18 protein-coding genes are annotated in these 20,718 nt (G+C 72.3%); 7 read left to right on the forward strand and 11 right to left on the reverse strand.

The features are described 5' to 3' along the window. Positions 1 to 30: 30 nt before the first annotated feature. The 6 genes from OV207_RS10180 to OV207_RS10205 form a co-directional block, all read right to left on the reverse strand. The gene (locus OV207_RS10180) at positions 31 to 837 is read right to left on the reverse strand and encodes a PTS system mannose/fructose/sorbose family transporter subunit IID (protein ID WP_267554598.1); all 807 of its coding nucleotides are present in this window, start codon (positions 835 to 837) and stop codon (positions 31 to 33) included. Next, the gene (locus tag OV207_RS10185; protein ID WP_267554600.1) at positions 834 to 1,550 is read right to left on the reverse strand and encodes a PTS sugar transporter subunit IIC; all 717 of its coding nucleotides are present in this window, start codon (positions 1,548 to 1,550) and stop codon (positions 834 to 836) included. The genes OV207_RS10180 and OV207_RS10185 overlap by 4 nt, the downstream gene beginning before the upstream one ends. A 4-nt stretch (positions 1,551 to 1,554) precedes the next feature. After that, a complete protein-coding gene (locus OV207_RS10190) occupies positions 1,555 to 2,040 on the reverse strand; it encodes a PTS sugar transporter subunit IIB (protein ID WP_193427918.1) in 486 nt (161 codons plus the stop codon). 33 nt (positions 2,041 to 2,073) lie between these two features. Further along, positions 2,074 to 2,493: a PTS sugar transporter subunit IIA gene (locus OV207_RS10195; protein ID WP_193427919.1), complete on the reverse strand. Its 420-nt coding sequence runs from the start codon at positions 2,491 to 2,493 to the stop codon at positions 2,074 to 2,076. Positions 2,494 to 2,878: 385 nt separating this feature from the next. Continuing rightward, positions 2,879 to 3,799, reverse strand: coding sequence for an NAD+ kinase (locus tag OV207_RS10200; protein WP_193427920.1), 921 nt, complete (start codon positions 3,797 to 3,799; stop codon positions 2,879 to 2,881). Between the two features lie 26 nt (positions 3,800 to 3,825). Next, entirely contained in the window at positions 3,826 to 4,872 is a 1,047-nt protein-coding gene (locus OV207_RS10205; RefSeq protein WP_267554603.1) for an SPFH domain-containing protein, read from the reverse strand. Between the two features lie 138 nt (positions 4,873 to 5,010). On the opposite strand from OV207_RS10205, the gene OV207_RS10210 reads away from it, so the two are divergent. Together OV207_RS10210 and OV207_RS10215 are read left to right on the forward strand one after the other, a co-directional pair. Beyond that, on the forward strand, positions 5,011 to 6,438 hold the full coding sequence (locus tag OV207_RS10210) for a general secretion pathway protein GspE (protein WP_267554605.1): 1,428 nt from the start codon (positions 5,011 to 5,013) through the stop codon (positions 6,436 to 6,438). Between the two features lie 6 nt (positions 6,439 to 6,444). Then, a complete protein-coding gene (locus OV207_RS10215; protein WP_267554607.1) occupies positions 6,445 to 7,287 on the forward strand; it encodes a class I SAM-dependent methyltransferase in 843 nt (280 codons plus the stop codon). Positions 7,288 to 7,321: 34 nt separating this feature from the next. On the opposite strand, the gene OV207_RS10220 is transcribed toward OV207_RS10215, so the two are convergent. Next, the gene (locus OV207_RS10220; protein ID WP_267554609.1) at positions 7,322 to 8,533 is read right to left on the reverse strand and encodes an ATPase, T2SS/T4P/T4SS family; all 1,212 of its coding nucleotides are present in this window, start codon (positions 8,531 to 8,533) and stop codon (positions 7,322 to 7,324) included. Between the two features lie 168 nt (positions 8,534 to 8,701). On the opposite strand from OV207_RS10220, the gene OV207_RS10225 reads away from it, so the two are divergent. Continuing rightward, on the forward strand, positions 8,702 to 9,541 hold the full coding sequence (locus OV207_RS10225) for an imm11 family protein (protein WP_267554611.1): 840 nt from the start codon (positions 8,702 to 8,704) through the stop codon (positions 9,539 to 9,541). Positions 9,542 to 9,576: 35 nt separating this feature from the next. Here OV207_RS10225 and rapZ read toward each other — a convergent pair whose 3' ends face one another. Continuing rightward, complete coding sequence (gene rapZ, locus OV207_RS10230; protein ID WP_193427925.1) at positions 9,577 to 10,440, reverse strand: RNase adapter RapZ; 864 nt, start codon at positions 10,438 to 10,440, stop codon at positions 9,577 to 9,579. Beyond that, positions 10,437 to 11,402, reverse strand: coding sequence for an HPr(Ser) kinase/phosphatase (hprK, locus tag OV207_RS10235; RefSeq protein ID WP_267554614.1), 966 nt, complete (start codon positions 11,400 to 11,402; stop codon positions 10,437 to 10,439). Before hprK ends, rapZ begins: the two co-directional genes overlap by 4 nt. A gap of 9 nt (positions 11,403 to 11,411) precedes the next feature. Here hprK and OV207_RS10240 point away from each other — a divergent pair, with 9 nt between their 5' ends. The 3 genes from OV207_RS10240 (at position 11,412) to OV207_RS10250 (ending at position 14,248) form a co-directional block, all read left to right on the forward strand. Further along, positions 11,412 to 12,953 (forward strand): hypothetical protein, encoded by a 1,542-nt coding sequence (locus tag OV207_RS10240; protein ID WP_267554615.1) that lies wholly within the window; start codon positions 11,412 to 11,414, stop codon positions 12,951 to 12,953. A gap of 62 nt (positions 12,954 to 13,015) precedes the next feature. Continuing rightward, a complete protein-coding gene (locus OV207_RS10245; RefSeq protein WP_193427928.1) occupies positions 13,016 to 13,366 on the forward strand; it encodes a histidine triad nucleotide-binding protein in 351 nt (116 codons plus the stop codon). 111 nt (positions 13,367 to 13,477) lie between these two features. Then, a complete protein-coding gene (locus tag OV207_RS10250; RefSeq protein ID WP_267554616.1) occupies positions 13,478 to 14,248 on the forward strand; it encodes a YoaK family protein in 771 nt (256 codons plus the stop codon). A gap of 23 nt (positions 14,249 to 14,271) precedes the next feature. Here the strand turns inward: OV207_RS10250 and OV207_RS10255 are convergent, their stop codons facing one another. Continuing rightward, on the reverse strand, positions 14,272 to 16,485 hold the full coding sequence (locus tag OV207_RS10255) for a fused MFS/spermidine synthase (RefSeq protein ID WP_267554618.1): 2,214 nt from the start codon (positions 16,483 to 16,485) through the stop codon (positions 14,272 to 14,274). Positions 16,486 to 16,694: 209 nt separating this feature from the next. Between OV207_RS10255 and OV207_RS10260 the strand changes: the two genes are divergently transcribed. Continuing rightward, complete coding sequence (locus OV207_RS10260; protein ID WP_267554620.1) at positions 16,695 to 17,123, forward strand: hypothetical protein; 429 nt, start codon at positions 16,695 to 16,697, stop codon at positions 17,121 to 17,123. Between the two features lie 27 nt (positions 17,124 to 17,150). On the opposite strand, the gene OV207_RS10265 is transcribed toward OV207_RS10260, so the two are convergent. After that, the gene (locus OV207_RS10265) at positions 17,151 to 20,639 is read right to left on the reverse strand and encodes a serine/threonine-protein kinase (RefSeq protein WP_267554621.1); all 3,489 of its coding nucleotides are present in this window, start codon (positions 20,637 to 20,639) and stop codon (positions 17,151 to 17,153) included. Positions 20,640 to 20,718 lie beyond the last annotated feature (79 nt).

Below are 20,718 nucleotides of genomic sequence, written 5' to 3' on the forward strand. Positions count from 1 at the left end.
CGACTCCTGCTGCTGCTGTGGTTCGTCCACTCAAAGAAAGGCCCCCGCCGCGCAGGCCAATCCCGCCGCGGCATAGAGGACCAAGTACGTGGGGACCCGGCGGCTGACGGCCACGTAGGCCAGCACCCCCACCGCCAGGCAACCCACTGACAGGAACACCGCCCAGGTGCCGCCCGCCGTCGCCCCGAAGCTCACCGCCAGCCACGCCGCCAGCCCGCCCGCGCTGGCGGCCGCAACGCCCCTCAGGCGCGCGCCCTTGGCGGGAAGATTCACCCGCGCCACCGCCTCCACCAACCGGTCCCCCAGGCTCAGCCCCAGCCAGTACAGCCGGATGCGCAAGAGCAGGTGCACCAGGTTGTAGAGCACCAGGAAGAGCGCCACCGCCCACACGCCCAGCAGCGGCACCATCGCCGCGCACAGGCCCCCCACCGCGGGCTTGAGCGACAGCCAGAAGAACCCGTCCCCCAGCGCCGCCAGCGGCCCCATCAGCGCCGCCTTGAAGCTCACCACCCGGTCCGGCGTCTCCTCGCCCCGGGCAATCTTCTGCTCGTGGTTGACGACGCCGCCCACGATGGCCGCCGCCACGTATGGGTGCGTATTGAAGAAGACCAGGTGCCGGCGCACCGCCGCCTCGCGCAGGGGCCCCGGCGGGTACAGCCGCTCCAGCGCCGGGTACACCGCGTAGGCCAGCCCCAGGTTCTGCATCCCCTTGGGGTTCCACGACGCCTGGAGGAAGAGCGAGCGCAGGAAGACGCGCAGCACCGTGCCGCGACCCAGCCGCGCGGGCGGGTGCGAGGGCGCGCTGGCCGAGGGCGCGACGGGCACCGGGGTGCTCATGGCCGCTCCTGGAGCTGGGAGAGGACCACCGCCACCGTGACACCGGCCGCCGCCAGCCCGGCGAACAGCGGCGCGCGCTTCGCGTGGCTGCTCTGCGCCGCGATGGCGGCCGCCACGCAGGCCATGGCCGGGTACGCCCACGCGAGCCCCCGCACCAGCCCCTGCGGCAGCACCGCCAGCACGGGCTCCAGGAAGAAGCCCGCCAGGGCGCACGCGCCGGTGATGGCGCCGTAGCCCGCGAAGTGCGGCCACATGCCCCACAGGTTCTGGCGCATGGCGCGCGTGAGGTTGCCGGCCTCCGCGGACGACAGGGCCACGCGCGCGAGCCGCGCCGAGTAGCCCTCCAGCAGCCGGTCCAACCGGCGCCCCACCCGCCCCAGCCCGATGAAGAGCAGCACCGCCAGCGACCAGATGGCCGGCGTGGAGCCCGCGCCGGTGGCGGCCGTCAGCGTGGCGGCGGCGGCGGCGGTGCCGGTGGCCGCCAGGGTGTCGTTCTCCGGCAGCGAGGCGCCCAGGTTGGCGGTGCCCAGGTAGAACAGCTCCAGGAGCATGCCCACGGACAGGCCGCTGCCCACGTCGCCCAGCAGCGCGCCCATGAACGTGGCGGCCACCAGGGGCCGGGACAGCATGGCCTGCAGGAACGCCTTGCGCTCCACGGCCACCAGTCCGCCCCAGAGACACGCGAGCGCCACCTGGGTCCAGCCGACGTTCACCGGCTCACCCGGCCTTCGACCAGCGCTCGGTCAGGTCGGGCAGGTCCACCGACTTCTCCGCGGGCACCGCGCGCGCCTCCACGCGCACGCCCTGTTCGGAGAGCTGCTGGAGGGCCTGCAGCTCGCCTTCCGCCAGGAAGACGGACGGCGACACCTGACGGCGGCCGGTGCCGAAGTGCACGTTGCCCAGGTTGAGCTGGTCCATCACCAGCCCATGCTGGAAGGCGAACGGCACGGAGGTGACGTCCCTCAGGAGCACCAGGGTGCGGACGCCGTCCTTCGACAGGGCGGCGAAGTCCACCTGGGCCAGGGGGAGGATCTGCACCTCGATGGCGCTTTGCACGGCGAGCGCCATCGCGGCGCGAATGAGGGGACTGGAGGCCGCCTCATCATCCGCCACCACCACGCGGGACACCTTGAGGTGGGGAAGCCAGGCCTCAACGACCTGGCCGTGGATGAGGCGGTTGTCGACGCGGACCAGGGTGATCACGGCAGTCTCGAATCGCCGACCCGCGCGGGTCCGTCAAGTTCGCGGCTGCTGGGCCTCGCGAAGCAGGGCGGATGCACAGGTGATGTTGCGCTGGCCGTACGACGCCAGCTGGTTGGCCATCTCCGAAAGGGCCATCTGCTCCGAACGGAGCGAGTTGGCCTTCAGCAGCATTGGCAGATTGACGCCGGCCAGGACTTCCAGATTCATCCGCTGACACATCATCAGCGATTCCTTACAGGGGGTACCTCCGAACAGGTCGGCCATGATGATGACGCCGTCCCCTTCGTCCACGGCCTTGACGGCCTGCTTCATCTTGGCGCGGAGGTCCTCGACAGGGCCCCCCGGCTCGATGCTGCAAGTCGCCACCGCGGGCAGCTTGCCCACGATCTGCTCCGCGGTTGAGACCAGCTCATCCGCCAGACGTCCATGCGATGCGATGACGAGGCCGACCATGATCACCCCTGACCAACCCCCCGGAGATTTTGCGTTCCTACGCCCATCAACGACGTGACGCAACTCCGGTGAGTTTTTCGCCTGCACCTGGGACCGCTACACCCCAACCGCTTCGACTCGAAGGTAAGGCGACTGCGCTCACCATGCCTGGAATTTCAGGCCCGGGGAAGGGACGGGATGTCGTCTGCCGGACGGGGAGACGGGCGCGCTCTCCCCACACCCGAAGAGATGCGCGGAGGCCGCGGACGGTGCGTGCCCCCAGGGACGAGGACACCGTCCCCGCTCGGTGGGTAGGAGGGCGGCCGAGCAGTGCGGCGGCGTGGGTGCGGGGGTCCAGCGATACTCGGGAGGCAGGACGACGGGGACCTGTCACGTCGGGTGTGTTTCACGGCACGACCAGGCGGGCGCGCTGTTCGGACGGCCGGATGCGCGCGGTGGCGCCCGCGCCGAAGGTGAGGAAGTCCTCCTCCATGCCGTCGCTGAAGATGACGCCGCCCTGGGGCATCCGCGATTCGAGCACCAGCTCCTCCTGCGCGGTGACGAAGCCGCCGACGATGTCCGCGCTGGAGTGGCGGCTGACGAAGGGCTCGCGCACGACGAACGCGAGCCGCGCGTCCTCCCACCCGAGCTTCCAGGGCTGGCCCGGCGTGCCCCCCGTCTGGCGGGTGAGGCCGCTCGCCAGGGCGAACACGGACGACAGCCACCCGCTGGAGCCCGCGCCCGTGGACACGAGCACGCCGCTGGACGACTGCGACTCCTGCCTGCCGCCGAAGCGCACCTGGTAGCGGGCGGAGACGTGCGTGCGAGCCCCGATGAACAGGTCGTTGAAGGCGAGCAGGCGCTGGCCATCCCCCAGCCTCGCCTCCGCGAGCTGCACCTGCCGGAAGTGCCCCCTGCCCTCCAGCACCCGCTGCACGGCGCCCCGGGCCTTGTGGGGGAGGAAGGGCAGGAGCACCCCGTCGAAGCGCTCGGGGTCCGGGTTGACGCCCAGCAGCGGCTGGTCGCCCACGTACTTGGCCACGTTGGCCACCAGCCCGTCCTGCCCCACCGCCACCACCAGCTCCTTGCCGGTGAAGAGGAAGGTGGGCACGAGCGAGCGGTCCACCTGCTGCACCGGCAGCCCCACGTCCAGTTGCGCGCGCAGGGCGTCCACCGCGCGGCGGTAGGTGTCGTCCTCTTCCTCAAAGCCCGTGAAGTCCTGGCCGGCGCGCTCCACGTAGAACTTCGCCTGCTTCTTCGTGTTGAAGCGCACCACCAGGTCCGACAGCCGCGTCTTGCGCGTGACCAGCACCACCTTCTCGAACATGGCGTGCCTCTCCTGGGTTCAGGGGTTCAGCGGTCGCGCGGGTCGAAGGCCTGCACGGCCGCTCGGCCGGGCTTCGGGGGCTTGGGGTTCGGGGTCGGCTCCGGGTCCTTCCCGTGCGGGGGCGTGTTCGACATGAGCGAGCGCAGCAGGTCCGGCGACACGTTGAGCTCCCCGATGCGCTGGGCGTTCTCACCCATCTCGCGGAAGGCCAGGGCGATGTTGAGGGCCGGGTCGCCGCCGTTGGACGACGTGGCCATCAGCGTCCTCCAGTCCATGCCGCGCACGGGCGCCAGCGTCTGCTCCAGCGAGTACGCGCGGGCGTCCGCGGACTGGCGCTCGTTCTGGACCCAGCGCTCCATGAGGGCCGAGCGCTGCTCCTCCACCGCGATGTCCGCGGCCATCTTCGCCTCGCGAATCTGGCGCTGGCGCTCCTCCACCACCAGCTCCGTGGCCAGCTCGCTCTCCTTGATGCGCCGCTCCTGCTCCACGGCCGCGTTGCGCCGGGCGTAGATGGCCTCGTCCGCTTCACGCTGGAGCCCCTCGCGCGCGGCGGCCTCCAGGGCGCGCGCCATCTCCGGCGTGGGCTGGATGGAGAGCACCGAGAAGGCCATCACCTGCACGCCCAGCGCCTTCACGGCCTCCGCTTCCGCCAGGCCCGCCAGCACCTTGGACTCCAGCGCGTCCGAGTGCACCAGCACCTCACGCAGCCCCAGCGACTGCACCACCGCGCGGGCCCGCACCTGCGCGGCCTGCACCAGACGGTCCGCCAGCTTCTCCGGGTCGTCCGAGCGGTAGCGCCCCCCCGGCGTCACCGAGTAATCCAGGAGCCCCGCCAGCCGGCGCGGCTCCTCTACCCGGTAGGTCAGCTGCCCCTGAATCGTCACCGGCTGGAAGTCACGGGTGACTTCGTTGAACGCGAACGGCACGTCCGCGCTCGACAGCGGCACCGACACCAGCGTCGTCGCCGGCTTCCAGTACAGGAAGGACAGGCCCGCCCCCTCGCGGACCACCTCCCCATCCCGGTACTGCATCACGTACGTGGTCGGCGTGGACTTCATGTACCCGAAGAACATCGGTGCTCCCCCTCACTGCGTTCCAATCGTGTATTTCCGACACCATCTTAGTGTCACTTCTACACCTTCGCAACACGGAATGTGAGGCCGGGGTGGATGCCGGTGGACGGGGGCGCCAGGGCGTCCTTGAATCGGGGCATGACGCGCAAACTCGGGGAGCAGCTGGTCCTGGCCGGGGTGCTGACGCCGGAGCTGTTGTCCCGGGCGCTCGCGCGGCAGCAGGAGACGGGACAGAAGCTGGGCGAGTGCCTGGTGCGGCTGGGCGTGGACGAGACGCCGGTGTTGCGGCTGCTCGCGCAGGAGTTGAAGACGCGCTTCGTGTCCACGGAGAAGCTGGCGCAGGCGAAGGTGGACGCGGCGCTGCTGGAGCGGGTGCCGGTGCGGCTGGCGGAGGGCTTCGACTTCATGCCGCTGCGGCTGGTGCAGGACGTGCTGTACGTGGCCATCTCCGAGCCGCAGCGGGCGCGGGCGCTGGAGGAGGTCGCGAAGACGGTGGGCGTCGCGCAGGTGCTGCCCTTCGTGGCGCTGCGCAGGTCCATCCGCGCGGCCATCCGCAAGCACTACTACGCGGACGCGCACGCCTTCGAGCACCCGCCGGAGGACCTGGTGTGTCCGCACTGCGGCGCGCCGAGCAAGCCAGGGGACTTCCAGTGCGCGCGCTGTGAATTGCTGCTCGTGCGGAGCGTGGAGGAGCTGCCGCCCCGGGACAACGTGTCACTGGTGCGGGCGCTGCTGACGCAGCCGGAGCAGACGGGGGCACGCGGCACGCCCCGGCCTCCGCAGGCGGAGGCGACGCGGGTGGTGTCCTTCCAGGCGAAGGCGAAGGCCGGGGGACCGCCGGTGCGGCCGGTGATCGTCGGCGGCCTGGACATCGCGCGCATGAACCTCAGTCCGTTCGAGGCGTACGTGCTGTCGCTGGTGGACGGACGCACGGCGCTCTCCGAGATGGCGCTCATCACGCAGGTCACGGAGGTGGAGCTGCGCGCGCTGTTCGAGTCCCTGTCGGAGCGTGGGGTGACGAAGCTGGTGGGCACGCTGGCGTCCGCGGAGGCGGAGGTCCGGGGTGAGGTCGCGGCGGTGCCGGCACGGACGGCTCCGGCAGCGGCGTCAACGTCCACGGCACTGGCAGCGGCGTCAGCGCCGGCAGCGGCTGCTCGAAGCGCGGCACCTGGCGCCAGCGTGGCGGCGACGCGGACACAGGGGTCCTTGCCGTCCGTGTCGTTGGCGGGGGCGCTGGCGGCGAAGCCCGCGGCGCCCCGTGCGGAGGACCCCCGTGAGGAGGTGCTCCAGCGGGTGGTCCGGCTGGAGCGCGCGGGGAAGATGGCGGAGGCACTGGACCTGCTGGAGCGCAGCATCGCGCTGCTGCCCCAGCCCGCGCCGCTCTACAACCGCATGGGGATGATCGTCCTCAACCACCAGCGCGACTACACCCGCGCCTCCGCGTTCTTCCAGAAGGCCGCGGACCTGGAGCCGGAGAACAGCGTCTACACGATGAACCTGTACTCCGTGCTGTGCCTCACCGCCGATGCCACGAACGCGGGACAGAAGAAGAAGCCCAAGCGCTGAGGCCCCATGCCTTCCCTCTCCCCCTCCGAGTCCTACCTGCTCGACTTCCATGCTCGCCTCGCGGGGGTGACCGCGCGCTGGTTCGCGACCGCGCCCGTGCAGCGGGAGGGCGAAGTATTTCCGTCCACCTATTCGCTGCTGGAAGCGGTGGTGCCTGGGGATGCACAGCCTCGGGTCGTGCTCGATCTCGCCTGTGGCGATGGGCATCTGCTGGAACTGCTCGCGAAGAGGGAGCAGCCGGGGCTGTCGTTGCTCGGGCTGGACATGAGCGAGCATGAGCTGGCGGCCGCGCGGGCCCGGTTGAAGGGCGCGGCGACACTGCACCTGGGACGGGCACAGGCACTCCCGTTCGCGGATGCCAGCGTCGACGTCGTGCTGAGCCACCTGGCGCTCATGTTGATGGATGACGTGGAGACCGTCCTCGCGGAGCTCCGACGCGTGCTGAAGCCCGGTGGGACGGTGTCCGTGGTCATCGGCGGCGACCTCGTGCGCGGCGATGCGGTGGAGGTGTTCGCAGGGCTCTTGAAGCCCTTGTTGGCCGCGGAGGCGCGGCCGTGGCTGCCGCTGGGCGACCCACGGGTGCGCTCGGCCGAGGGACTGAAGGTGCTCTTCCAGGACGGTTTCGTGGACGTCGCGCTCCAGGACCTCGCAGTGCAAGGTGATGGAGAACCCCACTCGGTCTGGGACTCCCTCCGCACGACGTATGACGCGGACCGGTTGTCTCCACCGGCACGGGCTTCGCTCGAAGCCACGTTCCTCCAGGCCGTGGAGCCCCTGCGGCGCGCGGATGGCACCGTGTCCTGCCGTTGGGGCATGCGGCAGTTGACGGCCACATCACGGCGTCCTTGAGGCAAGGGGATCGCTGTTCCTGCCTCAGCCTGACCTACCCGGGCGGCGTCCACGGGACGATGCGCAATGCACCGCCGTCTTCCGTGGGCTTCGCTTCATGGAGCGTCATCGAGAAGGCGCCCGTCGCCGCGTCGCGCGTGTGGTGCACGATGAGCGACACGATGGGGGTTCCCGGCATCGCCTCCGTCATCCAGGCGCAGCCGTCCTCGGGTGTCTTCGCCTCCAGCACGCACGCCGTGCCGTGGCCCGTGAGCGCTCCGTTGCAGAGCATTTGCAGGTCCTCCAGCGTGCGCACCTCGTCCGCGAAGAGCAGGTCCGGGTCCTGCCTCAGGAACGACCGCACCGCCCGCGCCACCGTCAGCTCCGGCCCCACCCGCACCATGCCGATGGCGCCCCCTGCCCCACCCTTCGGCTCCTCCACCGCCGCCAGCGCGTGCACGTTGTCGGGCAGCGCGTCCATCAGGGCACGCAGGGTCGTGCTGCGCCCCGTCCCGGAGGCTCCCGTGAGCAGCACCACCTGGCCGCTGAAGAGCGCCTTGTTCACCTCCCGGAAGTACGCCTCCAGGAACATGCCCGCGTCCTTCGCCAGCGGCAGGCTCGTGATGCTCGGGAACGCCTGACGCGTCTCGCGGCTCCTGGCCAGCGCCGTGGTCCATGTGCCCAGCGCGTCTTCGCGGAAGGACACCCGGAACATCAGGTCCGGATCCGCCGAGCCCGCTGGGATGGACACGCTGCCACGGTCGGGCAACCTTGGGTCCGCGCCGCGCTTCGCGCAGCTCACCAGCGCCTGCCCCAGCGGACGGTACAGGGCGTCATCGATGGGCTGCCGCACCGGCACCCGCTCCGACCCCAGCAGCCCGACCCGGTCCGGCGAGTCCTCCCCGATGAAGAAGAACGTGATGCCCGCGTTGATCCGGAGCTTCCGCGCCGTCACCGCGCCCGCTTCGTCAGCCTCCTCGCGGTCGTCCCCCTCACCCGCGCCATCGGCCTCGGCCTCGGCCTCGGCCTCGGCCTCGCCCGCGTCTTCCCCGGCCGCGTCGTCGTCCTCCGCCGCCCAGACGGAGAACAGCGCCGCGCCCGTGCCCGCCGCGACGTCGAAGAGGGCCGCCGCCAGGGCCTCCGGCGTCGCCGGGGACGCGGGGACGTGCGCCGGCTTCCGGCCCGCCTCCCCCAACTGCGTCAGCAGGCTGGCGAACACGGCCTGCGGCGTGGAGGGCGGCGGGGACTTCGGGCTCGGGGTCTTCATGGGCCGCGGACGATGACACGGCCCGTTCCACCCCAGCCACGACAGAAGGTGCGCCCCTGCCCACCCGGGACGCGCCCGTCCGTCCCGGCTGCAAGCCTGCCGCATGGCCGAGCGAGTTGGGCCCACGATGGGGATCCCCTCCGGCGGGCGCTTGGGTAACATCGCTTGATGTTCAGGCGTCTCACCAACGCGCTGCGACGGCTGTGGCGGAGGCCCACCGACAGCAGCCCTCCGGACCGGAAGGAACCGCCTGGCGGTACCGAGCCCTCCGTCCCGCCCCGGCGCTCACGCGCGTCGGTCGCGGAGGAGCCTTCTCCCCAGGCCCGGCACGGCACCAGCCGTCCCCGCCGCCCCGCCGTGCGCATCGTCGCGCAGGGCAGCCTGTCCCAGGCCAGCGGCCGCAAGACGGTGCGCCGCAGCCTGCCCGCCCTCTTCTACGACCTGCATGACGACTTCCGCGCCCCCGGCCGCTGGGAACCCGGCGACCCCCGGGGCCTGGACGACAAGGTCGTGGGCGGCGTGTGGATGTTCACCGCCGGGCACCCCGTCGCCGTCGACGGCCCCATGCGCATCCCCAACGAGGAGCGCCACTCCCCGCTGGACTTCTCCCTGGCCGGCGCGGGCCTCACGCCCGTGGTGCACCCTCGTGTGGCCGCCCTCTTCGCGCGCCTCGCCCCCGGCGACGTGCAGCTGCTCCCCGTGGACATCGAGGGCCAGCCGGAGCCGTACTTCCTCCTCGTCGCCACGCGCCTCATCCGCTGCGTCGACGAGGCCGCCTGCGGGGAGGCCCACCGCTACGAGCCCTCGGATGGCCTGCCCGAGCGCGTGGGCCAGTACCGCTCCGTGCGAGGCCTGCGCATCGACCCGACCCAGGTGGGCCGCGCCCGCGTGTTCCGCCCCTGGGGCTGGCCCGTCACCCTCGTCGTCTCCGAGGTCGTGAAGAACGCCTTCGAGCAGGAGCGCGTCACCGGCGCGCGCTTCACCCCCGTGACGGACACCCGGCACTGAGAAGGCGCCGGGGCCCTGCCACCGCGGGGACCGCCCTACTCCTTCTCGATGTCCCGGTCCCAGAGCTGCACGCGGCCGTAGTCCTCCGACAGCCGGCGCACCATCTCCGCCGCCAGCGCCACCGAGCGGTGCTTGCCGCCCGTGCACCCCAGCGCCACCGTGAGGTACGCCTTGCCCTCCTTCTGGTAGCGGGGGAACAGGAACCGGCAGAGGTCCACGACCTTGTCCAGGAACTGCTGCGTCTCGTCCCGGTCCAGCACGTACGCGGACACCTTGGGCACCTTGCCCGTGAGCCCCTTCAGCTCCGGCACGAAGTAGGGGTTGGGCAGGAAGCGCACGTCGAACACCAGGTCCGCCTGCGGCGGCACACCGTACCGGTAGCCGAAGGACATGATGGACAGGCTGGGCCCCGTCGTGGGCTCCGGGCTGAAGCGGCCCTGCACCATGCGCTTCAGGTCGTGCACGTTGAGCGCCGACGAGTCGATGACCTGATCCGCCAGCTCGCGCAGGTCCTTGAGGGCCTCGCGTTCGGCGCGGATGCCCTCCGCCACCGTGCCGTCCGGGGCCAGCGGGTGGCGCCGGCGCGTCTCGCTGAAGCGGCGCAGGAGGCTGTCGTCGCTGGAGTCCAGGAAGAGCACGTCCACCTGGTGGCCGGCGCGGCGCACGTCGGCCAGCACGCGGGGCGCATCCTTGAGGAAGACGCCCTCACGGACGTCCATCACCAGCGCCATGCGCTCGATGTGGCCCCCGCCCGCGAGCTCCGTGAGCTTGGGTAGGAGGAGCACCGGCAGGTTGTCGATGCAGAAGAACCCGGCGTCCTCCAGCGCACGGATGGCGGTGGATTTTCCGGATCCGGACATGCCGGTGATGACGATGATCTGCTTCGCGGGGGCGGTCACTCGACCTCTTCTCCCAGATTGCGGCGCATCGCCCCCTGGGCGATGGCTCGATTGAGTCGTTCGGCGAATTCCCTCGCCGAGTGGTGGCCCTGAAGCTTCAACAACTGGTTGCGCGCGGCCACTTCGACAATGGTGGCCATGTTGCGTCCGGGACGCACGGGGACGACCGACAAAGGGATGTCCACGCCGACGATTTGCAGGTGCTTGTCCTCTACGCCCAGACGGTCGTACTCCTGGTGCGGATCCCACTCCTGCAACTCGATGACAAGCTCTATCTTCTTCTGTTCCCGGACGGCGGACACTCCGAACAGGTCCTTGATGTTGATGATGCCCAGGCCGCGAATCTCCATGTGGTGCTTGATGACCGGGTTGCCCGCGCCGTAGACGGCCCCCTTCCTCCGGGTGACGTCCACGATGTCGTCCGCCACCAGCCGGTGGCCCCGCATCACCAGGTCCAGGGCGATTTCGCTCTTGCCGATGCCGCTCTTGCCCAGAAGCAGGATGCCCACGCCGAACACGTCCATCAGCACGCCGTGGAGGCTGCTGGACTCCGTGAGCGCGTCCTCCAGGAACATCTGCACCCGCTGGATGAACTCGCTGGAGAGCAGCGGCGTCTTCATCAGCGCCAGGCCCGTGGCCTCGCACGCGTCCACCAGGGCCTTGGGGGCGTCCAGCGCCTTGGTCACCACCACGCAGGCCAGGTCCTCCTCGCCGAAGAGCTTGGCCAGCGACGCGCGCTGCCCCTCTTCCGGCAGGGTGGCCAGGTACGAAATCTCCGTGTTGCCGAACACCTGGACGCGGTGCGGGTGCAGGTGTTCGGTGAAGCCCGCCAGCGCCAGGCCCGGCTTCTGGATGCGCGAGGAGTCCACGGTGCGCTTCAGGCCCTGGGCGCCCGCCATCAGGGTGAGGCGCAGGTCGTGGCCCTCGTCCTCGAGGAGCTGGGAGATGCGAATGGATTTCATCGTCGGGACGTGGATATCACCCACCGGCCCCCGGAGGTGAACCCCGCCGTGCCGCCCGTCCCCGCCGCGCCCCCCACCGCTCCGGTCCCGCCGCCGGCCGCCCCGGTCGAAGCCTTGGCCGAGCGCCGCCTGGGAGGCGTGCTCCTGGGGGTGGTGCTGGTGCTGGGCGCCGCCTTCCGGCTGTACTGGGCGCTCCACGACGACGGCATCTACTGGCCGGACGAGGTCTACCAGAGCCTGGAGCCCGCCCACCGGCTGGTCTACGGCTACGGGCTGGTCGCCTGGGAGTTCGTCAAGGGCGCCCGGAACTGGGCGCTCCCGGGGCTGGTGGCGGGGGTGCTGGGGCTCGGTCGGCTGGTCGGCCTCAATGAACCGGCGGGCTACCTGGGGCTGGTGAAGGGCTTCTTCGCGCTCGTGGGCACGGCGACGGCGTGGGCCACGTGGCGGCTGGCCCGCGCGGCCGGGGCGTCCTCCCTGGGGGCCTCCGCGGGGGCGGCCCTGTTCGCCCTGGCGTCGGTGCCCCTCTACTTCGCGCCCCGGGCCATGAGCGAGAACGCCTCCGTGCTGCCGGTGACGCTGGGACTGGCCCTGGCCCTGGCGCCGGGGGCGTCCCGGCGGGCCGTGGTGGCGGGGGCGTCCCTGCTGGGGCTGGCGGTGCTGCTGCGGCTGCAGAACGGCATCTTCTGCGTGGGGCTGCTGGGGGTGCTGGCCGCGCGGCGCCAGTGGCGCGACGCGGGCGTGGCGCTGGCGGTGCTGGCCGGGTGGGCGCTGGTTTTCGGCCTGCTGGACCGGCTCACCTGGGGGCGCTGGTTCCACTCCGCCATCGTCTACCTGGACTTCAACGTGGTGCAGGGCAAGGCGGCCCAGTGGGGCACGGAGGACTTCGACTACTACCCGCGCATCCTGCGCCGGGCGATGCCGGGGGTGTCCATGCTCGTGGGCGTGCTGGCGCTCGTGGCGCTGCCCCGGGCGTGGGGGCTGGCCGCGCTGACGGCGGGGTTCGTCCTGCTGCACGCGCACCAGCCGCACAAGGAGCTGCGCTTCCTGGTGCCGGTGCTGCCGCTGTTCGCGGCGCTCGCGGGCGTGGGGCTGGATTCGCTGCTGGGCGTGCTTCGCGGCTTCCCCGCGCGGGCCACGGCCACGGTGGCGGTGGTGGGAGGGGCGCTGGTGTCCGGCGCGGGCGCGGGGGCGCTGACCTTCGGGGAGGTGGGCCAGTACGAGCGCGTGCGGCCCAAGGACAGCGCGTGGGACGACCAGGGCTCCGTCAACCGGCTGCTGGAGGCGGCGGGCCGGCAGGACGACGTGTGCGGCCTGAAGGTGGAGGCCGTGCACCTGGCGTGGACGGGGGGCTACAGCTACTTCCACCGGAAGGTGCCGCTCTACCCCCACAACGGCCCGTCCCGGGGCACGCGCCAGTTCAGCCACGTCATCACCCGGCCGGACCTGGGGGGCGCGGGCGTGACGGTGGCCCGGGATGGCCCGCTGGCGCTGGTGAAGCTGCCCGTGGGGGACTGCGTGCCGGACCCCGGCTATTCGTGGCGGTTGCCTTGAGGGCAACGAATGGGACGGCAAGGCCCTTTCCGCCCCACCCGGCGGGTTGCTAAGCCACGGCCATGTCCGAAGCCACCTGCCTCTTCTGCAAGATTCGCGAAGGTGCCATCCCGGCGAAGATCGTCTACCAGGACGAGCACTGCCTGGCCTTCGAGGACATCAACCCCCAGGCCCCCACGCACGTGCTGTTCATCCCGCGCAAGCACATCGCCACGGTGAACGACCTCACCCACGAGGACCGCGAGCTGGTGGGCAGCCTCTACCTGGGCGCGGCGAAGGTGGCGCGCGAGCGGGGCCACGCGGACACGGGCTACCGGGTGGTGATGAACACCCAGCGCGACGCGGGGCAGACGGTGTTCCACATCCACCTGCACCTGCTCGCGGGCCGTCCCCTCCACTGGCCGCCGGGCTAGCGCGCCCGCGCGAGCACGCCTGTCCCCCGCGCGGCCCGTGACAGGGCCGCGCGGCGGGTCTAGCGTCCGGGAGCGCGTGGCCCCCTTCTTCCCAGGGCGTGCCAGCCTTCCATGTTCAGTGCCCAGTCGTCGCCCAAGACACGCCGCGCCTACTCACGCCTCGCCCTGCTGCTGGCCGCCGTGGCCGGGGCTGTCAACGCCGTGGGGTTCGTGGCGCTGGGCGCGCACAGCTCCCACATGTCGGGGCACATGGCGACGCTGGGCGAGTCGCTGGCTCTGGGGCAACCGGGCACGGGCTGGCTGTCCGCGCAGCTGATGGCCTCGTTCGTCGCCGGGGCCACGAGCGCGGCGGCGCTGCTGGATGCCTCGCGGCACCGCGCGCGGGGCCGGCACGTCTCCGCGCTGCTGCTGGAGGCGGTGGTGCTGGCCGGCATCGGCGTGGGGATGGCGGGCCACGTGGGCGTGCGCGCGCCGGTGTTCCTGTGGGCGCTGGCGTTCGCCATGGGGTTGCAGAATGCGCTCGTCACCCGGCTGTCCGGCGCGGTGGTGCGCACCACGCACGTCACGGGGCTGCTCACGGACATCGGCATCCAGTTGGTGCACATGATGGCGTGGGTGCGCGACGGCCTGCGGGGCGAGGGCGCGCCGGGCCTGTGGCACCGCCTGCGTGACCTGCCATCCGCCGTGCAGTTCGAGCGCACGCGGCTGCACCTGGGCCTGGCGTTGGCGTTCCTCGCCGGCTCCACGCTGGGCGCCTTCCTGTTCCTGCGCCACGGGGCCGTGACGCTGGCGCTGCCGTGCGCGGTGCTGGGCGTGCTGGCGGCGCTGGACGTGCGCCTGTCCGCGGTGCCCTCCGCGTCCGCCACCGCCCCAGGCCGCTGAAGGGCCGCGCGGCTCAGGGGAACTCAGGGGGACTCGGGCGAGGCCACCGGCGGCGCCGGGGGCGGGTCGTCGTTCTTCTGGATGCCCATCTCCTCCGGGGCCCTGGAGCGGCGCACCGCCTGGAGCACGCTGCTGCGCTCGTCCGTCCAGACGTAGTCGGGCTCTCCGCGCAGCGACATGCGCCGCACGCGCGACCCCGTGTTGCGGAAGGTGGAGCCCCAGGCGAACTCCTTGTCGGGGCTCAGCAGGACCCAGCTGCTGGACAGCGTGTCCTCCGTCGTCTCGCTGACGACGAGCGTGGCGAACAGCCCCAGCGACTTCGCGTGCGCCAGGCTGATGGGCACCAGGTCCAGGTACTGGTTGCTGATGTGCAGCGCCAGCACGCCGTGCGGCGCCAGGTGCTGGCGGTAGAGCGCCAGCGCCTCGTGCGTCACCAGGTGCATGGGGATGGCGTCCGAGCTGAAGACGTCCAGCGCCAGCACGTCGAACAGGTTCTTCGGCCCGTGCGCCAGCTCCTGCTCCAGGGAGATGCGCGCGTCGCCCTCCACCACCTCCATCTTCGCGGGCGAGTCCCCCAGGTAGCTGAAGTAGCCGCCCTCCCCTTGCGCGAGCGCGATGATGACGGGGTTGATTTCGTAGAAGCGCACCGCGTCCCCGGCCTCCAGCAGCGCGGCGCTGCCGCCCACGCCCAGCCCCAGCATGCCCACGCGCAGGGAGGTGGGCAGCCCCAGCGCGTCGCGCCACCGGCGCTGCTCCGTGAGCGCCAGGCCCAGGCCGCTGTCGCGCGAGTAGTAGGACGTGGGGGCGCGCCGTCGCTTCGCGTCGACGTACTGCCAGCCGTGGGTGATGGCGCCGTGGCGCAGGGTGAACTGGTGTTCGCGCGGGTCGTCCGGGTCCTGCTCCAGCACCTGCACCACGCCGAAGAAGTTGCGCTCGGAGAAGCGCACGCGGCCCTGGGCGCCGGAGACGAGGAGCGACAGGTTCAACGCCACCATCACCAGCATGGCCCCGCGCAGCACGCGCTGCACGCGGGCCGTCGTCTTCTCATGGGGGGGCCGTTGCAGCATGCCCGCCAGCGCCACCAGGCAGCAGGCGCCCAGCGCCAGCGGGTGCTCCCAGTAGACGTTGAAGATGGCGGGGGCGATCAGGCTGACGAACACGCCGCCCAGCACCCCGCCGACGGACACCCACAGGTAGAAGGCGCTCAGGTAGCGCGGGGCCGGGCGGTAGCGGTACAGCTCGCCGTGGCACACCATGGCGCCCGTGAAGAGCGCGGAGGCGTGGAAGAGCACCTGCCACCCCAGGTGCAGCGAGGGGCCCTCCTTCTGCGCGTACGACACCAGGGCCAGCGCGGCGATGAGGGCCACCGAGTACGGGCCGCGCGCGTAGAAGGACTCGCGCGAGAAGGCCAGGATGAAGGTGACCAGGTACACGGCCAGCGGCATCACCCACAGGAAGGGGCCCGCCGCCACGTCCTGGGAGAGCTTGTTCGTCGTGGCCAGCAGCAGCACCGACGCGCACATGCTCAGCCCCAGCCACATCAGCGTGCGCTTCACGCCCGGGCGCGGCGCGTCGGGCGCGGGTTCGGCAACGGCCTCCCGAGCAGGCTCGGGCAACGTCCCCGCCGCCGTGCGGCGAATCAGGTCCCCGGCGCAGGCGATGGCGAAGAGGACGAAGAGGCCGAAGCCCGCGGTCCACCCCCACGCCTGCGCGCCGCGGCCCACGAAGGGCTCCACCAGGAAGGGGTAGCCCAGCAGCGCCAGCAGCGAGCCGACGTTGGACAGCGCGTACAGCGCGTACGGCGAGCGGCCCGGCCGCGCGCGGGCGAACCACGACTGGAGCAGCGGGCCGGTGGTGCTCAGCACGAAGAAGGGCAGGCCCAGCGTGACGGCCAGCATCCCCATCAACCGGAGCACGGGCAGGTGGTCGTCCACCGGGCGCCACCCGTCCCCGGGCGTCAGCGGCGAGCCCGTCAAGACGGCCCGCGCCGCGAGCGCCGCCACCGCCACCGCCAGCAGGCCCAGGTGCAGCAGGGCCTGCGTGCGCGGGCGCAGCCGCGACGCCACCGCGTGCGCATACGCGTACCCCGCGAGCAGCGCGGCCTGGAAGAAGAGCATGCACGCGGTCCACACCGACGGCGTGCCGCCGTACCACGGCAGGGCGTAGCGGCCCGCCAGCGGCTGGATGCCGAAGAGCAGGAAGGCGCTGGTGAAGATGGCGAGGGCGTAGCGGACCATGCGGCCTTGGAGCGAGGGGGAGGCGCAGCGGAAGGGACCCGCGCGCACAGTGTTTCCCGCCAGGAGCGCACCCCTGTCAACGCCCGCCCCGTCAAAGCCCGGCGGACGACCAGGCAGGCATCCGTCGGCGCGGGTGGCCGACCCGGACTTCAGCCCTACATTCCCGGACGGGAACGGCGCGGACGTGGCTTGCGCCAGAGGGGATGACCATGCGGGGATTCGGGCGCGGTGCGGTGGCGGTGCTCGTGGGCGGGGTGCTGGGGCTCTGGGGCTGCGGTGGCGAACAGCCCCCCCAGGCGCAGAGCGGCTTCCAGGACCCGGTGCAGATGCAGCACCGGGAGAAGGATGACCGGGCCTCGACGACGGTGAACAACCACGTCCGCGACACGGCGGAGATGAGCCGCGGCGGCAGGCCCTATGACAGCGACCGCGCGGGGACGGGCGGCTCCGGACGTCAGGTCGGCGGGGGCGCGGCGCTGGGCACGGGCCTCGCGGACAGCTACCGGGGCACCGGCGGCGCGGGCCTGGATGCCGGCACGGACGCGGGCACGGCGGGGATGGCCCCGCGCTCCGGCATGAACCCCGGGGCGCCGGACGCGGGCAGCGGGGACCGGATGGACGCGGGCAGCCGACGCTAGGGGCGCGACGGGGGCAGCGGGCGCGGCCTAGTTCTGGCTGCGCCGCGCTTTCTTCAGCGCCTCGTGCATGGCCTTCACGCGCTTGAGGAGGTTGGCCTCGCTGCTACCGTCGTTGTTGTTGATGTCATCCAACAGGCCCGGGAAGAGGCTGCAGGGCATCTGCATGATTTCGCAGCCGTGCTTCTGATTGAGTTCGATGTAGAGCGCCTTTGTCTCGGCCCACTCCTTCTCCAACTCGGTGGATGCCCTCTTGGCCGCGGCTTCCTTCGCGGGAGCGCGCGTCGTGGCGGCGCGCTTGGCGGCGGCGCGGGAAGGGGCCGGCTTCTTCGCTGACGGGGCGGGCGACGGCGCGACGGCGTCGGTCTCGTTCGGGTCAATCAGGTCATCGCCCTCGATGGCGGGCCTGGGGGCGACGTCGTTCGCGGGCGCGACCGGTTCGGGCGTCGGGGGCACCTCGGCCGGAGCCCCGTCCTTGACGGGCGGCGCGATGGGCCGCGCCGCGGGGACCGCGGGCTGCGTGGGGTCCTGGACCCGCATGGGCGGCGGCGGCGTGAACGTCCTGGACTTCTCCAGGCCCGCGGCCACGCGCAGCTCGGGGACGAAGTAGAGCCCCGCGCCCGCGATGAGGGCCACCACCGCCAGCAGCGCGATGAGCACCAGGATGGAGCGCAGGACGCCGCCGGATGCAGGCGCCTTCTCGCGGCGCGCGGGACGGAGCGGCTCCGCGGGCTCCGGCCGCACGGGCATGGCCTTGCGCCGGGTCTCGTCGCGCGACGTGCGCGAGGTGGAGGACTCGTCCGGCTCCACGGCGGGCGTCGTGCGGCTGGCGGCGACGGCGCGCATGCCCGACGCGGTGCTCGAACGCGCGGGCGTGCCCGGCGACGAACCCCGCGCCCGGCGCGAACCCGTGCGGCCCTTGCTGGCGCCGGTGTCGGTCTCCCGGCGGCCAGAAGACACGCTGGCCTCCCCCAGCAGCGCTTCGTCCAGCACCACGCGGGGCTGGGCGTCCTCGCGGCGAGGAGCGCGCGGCAGGGTGATGCGCGGATGCGTGTCCGCGTGGGCCTCGCGTGAGGCCGGATCCTCTTCCGGCTCGGCGGTGATGTAGGGCAGGCCGGCGTCGGGCTCCAGGGCGTGCGGATCCACCGAGACCGACTCGCCCGACGGCCGGGTGTCCTGCATCGTGGGACGGGGGGCCGGGCCGGAGCCCAGCGCCTCCATCTCCACGGGCGCCATGGGCCGGGAGGGCGGGGCGTACGACGGCCCTCCGGTTTGGATGGACGGCACCTGGATGGTGGGCGCGGCGTGCGAAGGCACCGGCCGGCTGCCGTTCGAGGGCGTCGTCACACCCGGGCGCGAGGACGACATGGACGGAGTGGCCGCAGCGCCCGAGGGCGCCGGCCGGCTGCCATTCGAGGGCGTCGTCACCCCGGGGCGCGAGGACGACACGGACGGGATGGCCGCGGCGGTGGGACGCAGGCCTTCCGGGATGCGCGGCTCGGCGACGCGAATCGGCTCGTAGGAGCGCGGCAGCGGATCCGTGGCGCGCGGCTCGGAGCCCGGGGTCCAACCGGCCTCCGCGCGGGGCTCCGGCCAGGGATACGGGCTGGGAGGAAGCTCCTCGTCGTCGAGGAACGGCCCGTCCGGCGGCGGAGGCGGCTCCATGAACGGCAGCGAGCCCCCTGATTCGGAGTCGAACTGCGCCGCGCCGAAGTCCGCGGACGGCGGGGGCGGCGGCGTCACCGGGCGCGAGGCATCCGCCGGAACGATGGGCACGGGGCCATCCAGGGACGGCCGGCCCGAAGCACCGGGCTCGGACGGGCGGAAGGCCGGAATCGGCGTCGCGGGCGGAGGCGGCGGCGGCGCGAACGGGCGCGGCGGAGGACGGGCCTCCACCGGCTGCGCGGCGCGCGGCGACAGGCCATCCGAGAAGGGCAGCGACGCCCCGGAGTCCGCGAACGGGCGCGAGGCGGGCTCCAGCGACACGTCCGAAGGCGGCAGCGACGCGGCGCGCGGCGCGGTGGGCTCCGCGACGCTGGCCTCCACGGGCGACAGCGCCTCCGCGCGGGGCGCGGTGGGCTCGCCCGGGGGCGACTCCGGCGACAGGGACTCGAAGTACGCCGGCGCCCGGGGCTCGTCCGGTGAGGGCCGGTCCGAGGGGAGGCGGATGGCGGGGAGGCCCTCCAGGATGGTGGGGCGCTCCATCGCTTCCGCGCGGACCTCCACCGTGGGCGAGGGCTCCGACGACGCCGGGTTCGGCCGCGCGCGGGCACGGGCCGCCTCCTCCAGCGCCTCCACCGGGAAGGCGGGGCGGGTGGACTCGTCCATCACCACGCCCGGGCGCGTCTCTCCGTCGTCGCGCGCCCCACCGCCGTCCTCGCGGCTGCGCGGCGTGGGGTGGAAGGACAGCGGCTCCAACGGGCCGTCCAGGCGGATGGTCTTCGGCGGCAGCGACGGCATCGTCGGCCGGAGCGGCGCGCCCTGGGCCTCGTAGGTGCCGCTGGCCCGGGTCTCGCGCGGCACCTCGCGCAGGCTGGCCAGCAGGCGCCGTTCGGACTGGTAGTCCGAGGAGAAGAGGTCGCGCATGAAGCGGCTGACGCTCTCCGGGCCCGCGCTGGTGTCGATCTCCATCAGGCACGCCTGCAGGCGCCCCCGGAACTCCTCCGCCGTCTGGAAGCGCTGCCCGGGCTCCACCGCCAGCGCCTTGGCCACCAACTGCGACACCGACGGCGGCGTCAGCGGCTCCACTTCATTGAGCGCGGGCACCTTCGGGTTCGCCACCGCGGACATCAGTTCGCCGGGCGGCATCGCGTCGAAGGGGTTCTGCCCGGAGATGAGCTCGTAGAGGCACAGGCCCACCGCGTACAGGTCGCTGCGGCGGTCCACCGGCTGGTGCCGGGCCTGCTCGGGCGACATGTAGAGGAACTTGCCCAGGATGATGCTGGGGTTCGTCTTGGCCGCCGACAGCCGGCTCTTGGCGAGCCCGAAGTCGATGACCTTCACCTCCCCTTCGTAGGAGATGAGGATGTTCTGCGGGGAGATGTCCCGGTGGACGAGCTTCAGCTCCTTCTCGTCCTCGTCCCGCTTGCGGTGCGCGTACGCCAGCGCGTCCAGCACGCGGCCCATGACGTAGAGGACGAACGTGAGCGGCAGCGGCGTCTGGCGGTCGCGCACGCGCGCGGCCACCTTGCGCAGGTCCTTGCCGTCCACGTACTCCAAGGCCATGTAGGCCTCGTCCTCGTGCAGGCCCATGTCCAGCACCTGCGCGATGGAGCCGTGCCCCAGCCGCACCAGCGTGCGCGCCTCACCGACGAAGCGCTCGACGAACTCCTGATCCGCCGCGAGCTGCGGGAGGATCTTCTTGATGACGCAGAGCTTCTCGAAGCCCTGCGCCCCTTCCAGGCGCGCGAGGTAGATCTCCCCCATGCCGCCAGTGGCCAGGTGCGAAAGGAGCGTGTACCGGCCGAAGGGCTGCGGCCGGAAGGGACGCAGTCGGGCGGGCTGGGTCGAAGAACTCATGCGGTGCGGGGGTCCACCACGGGAAGCCCATTGAACCCCGAGCCGGGCTCCATCTTCAACCCGTCAACCGGACGCCTGG

It is taken from the genome of Corallococcus sp. BB11-1, from assembly GCF_026626625.1.
Taxonomy (GTDB): domain Bacteria; phylum Myxococcota; class Myxococcia; order Myxococcales; family Myxococcaceae; genus Corallococcus; species Corallococcus soli.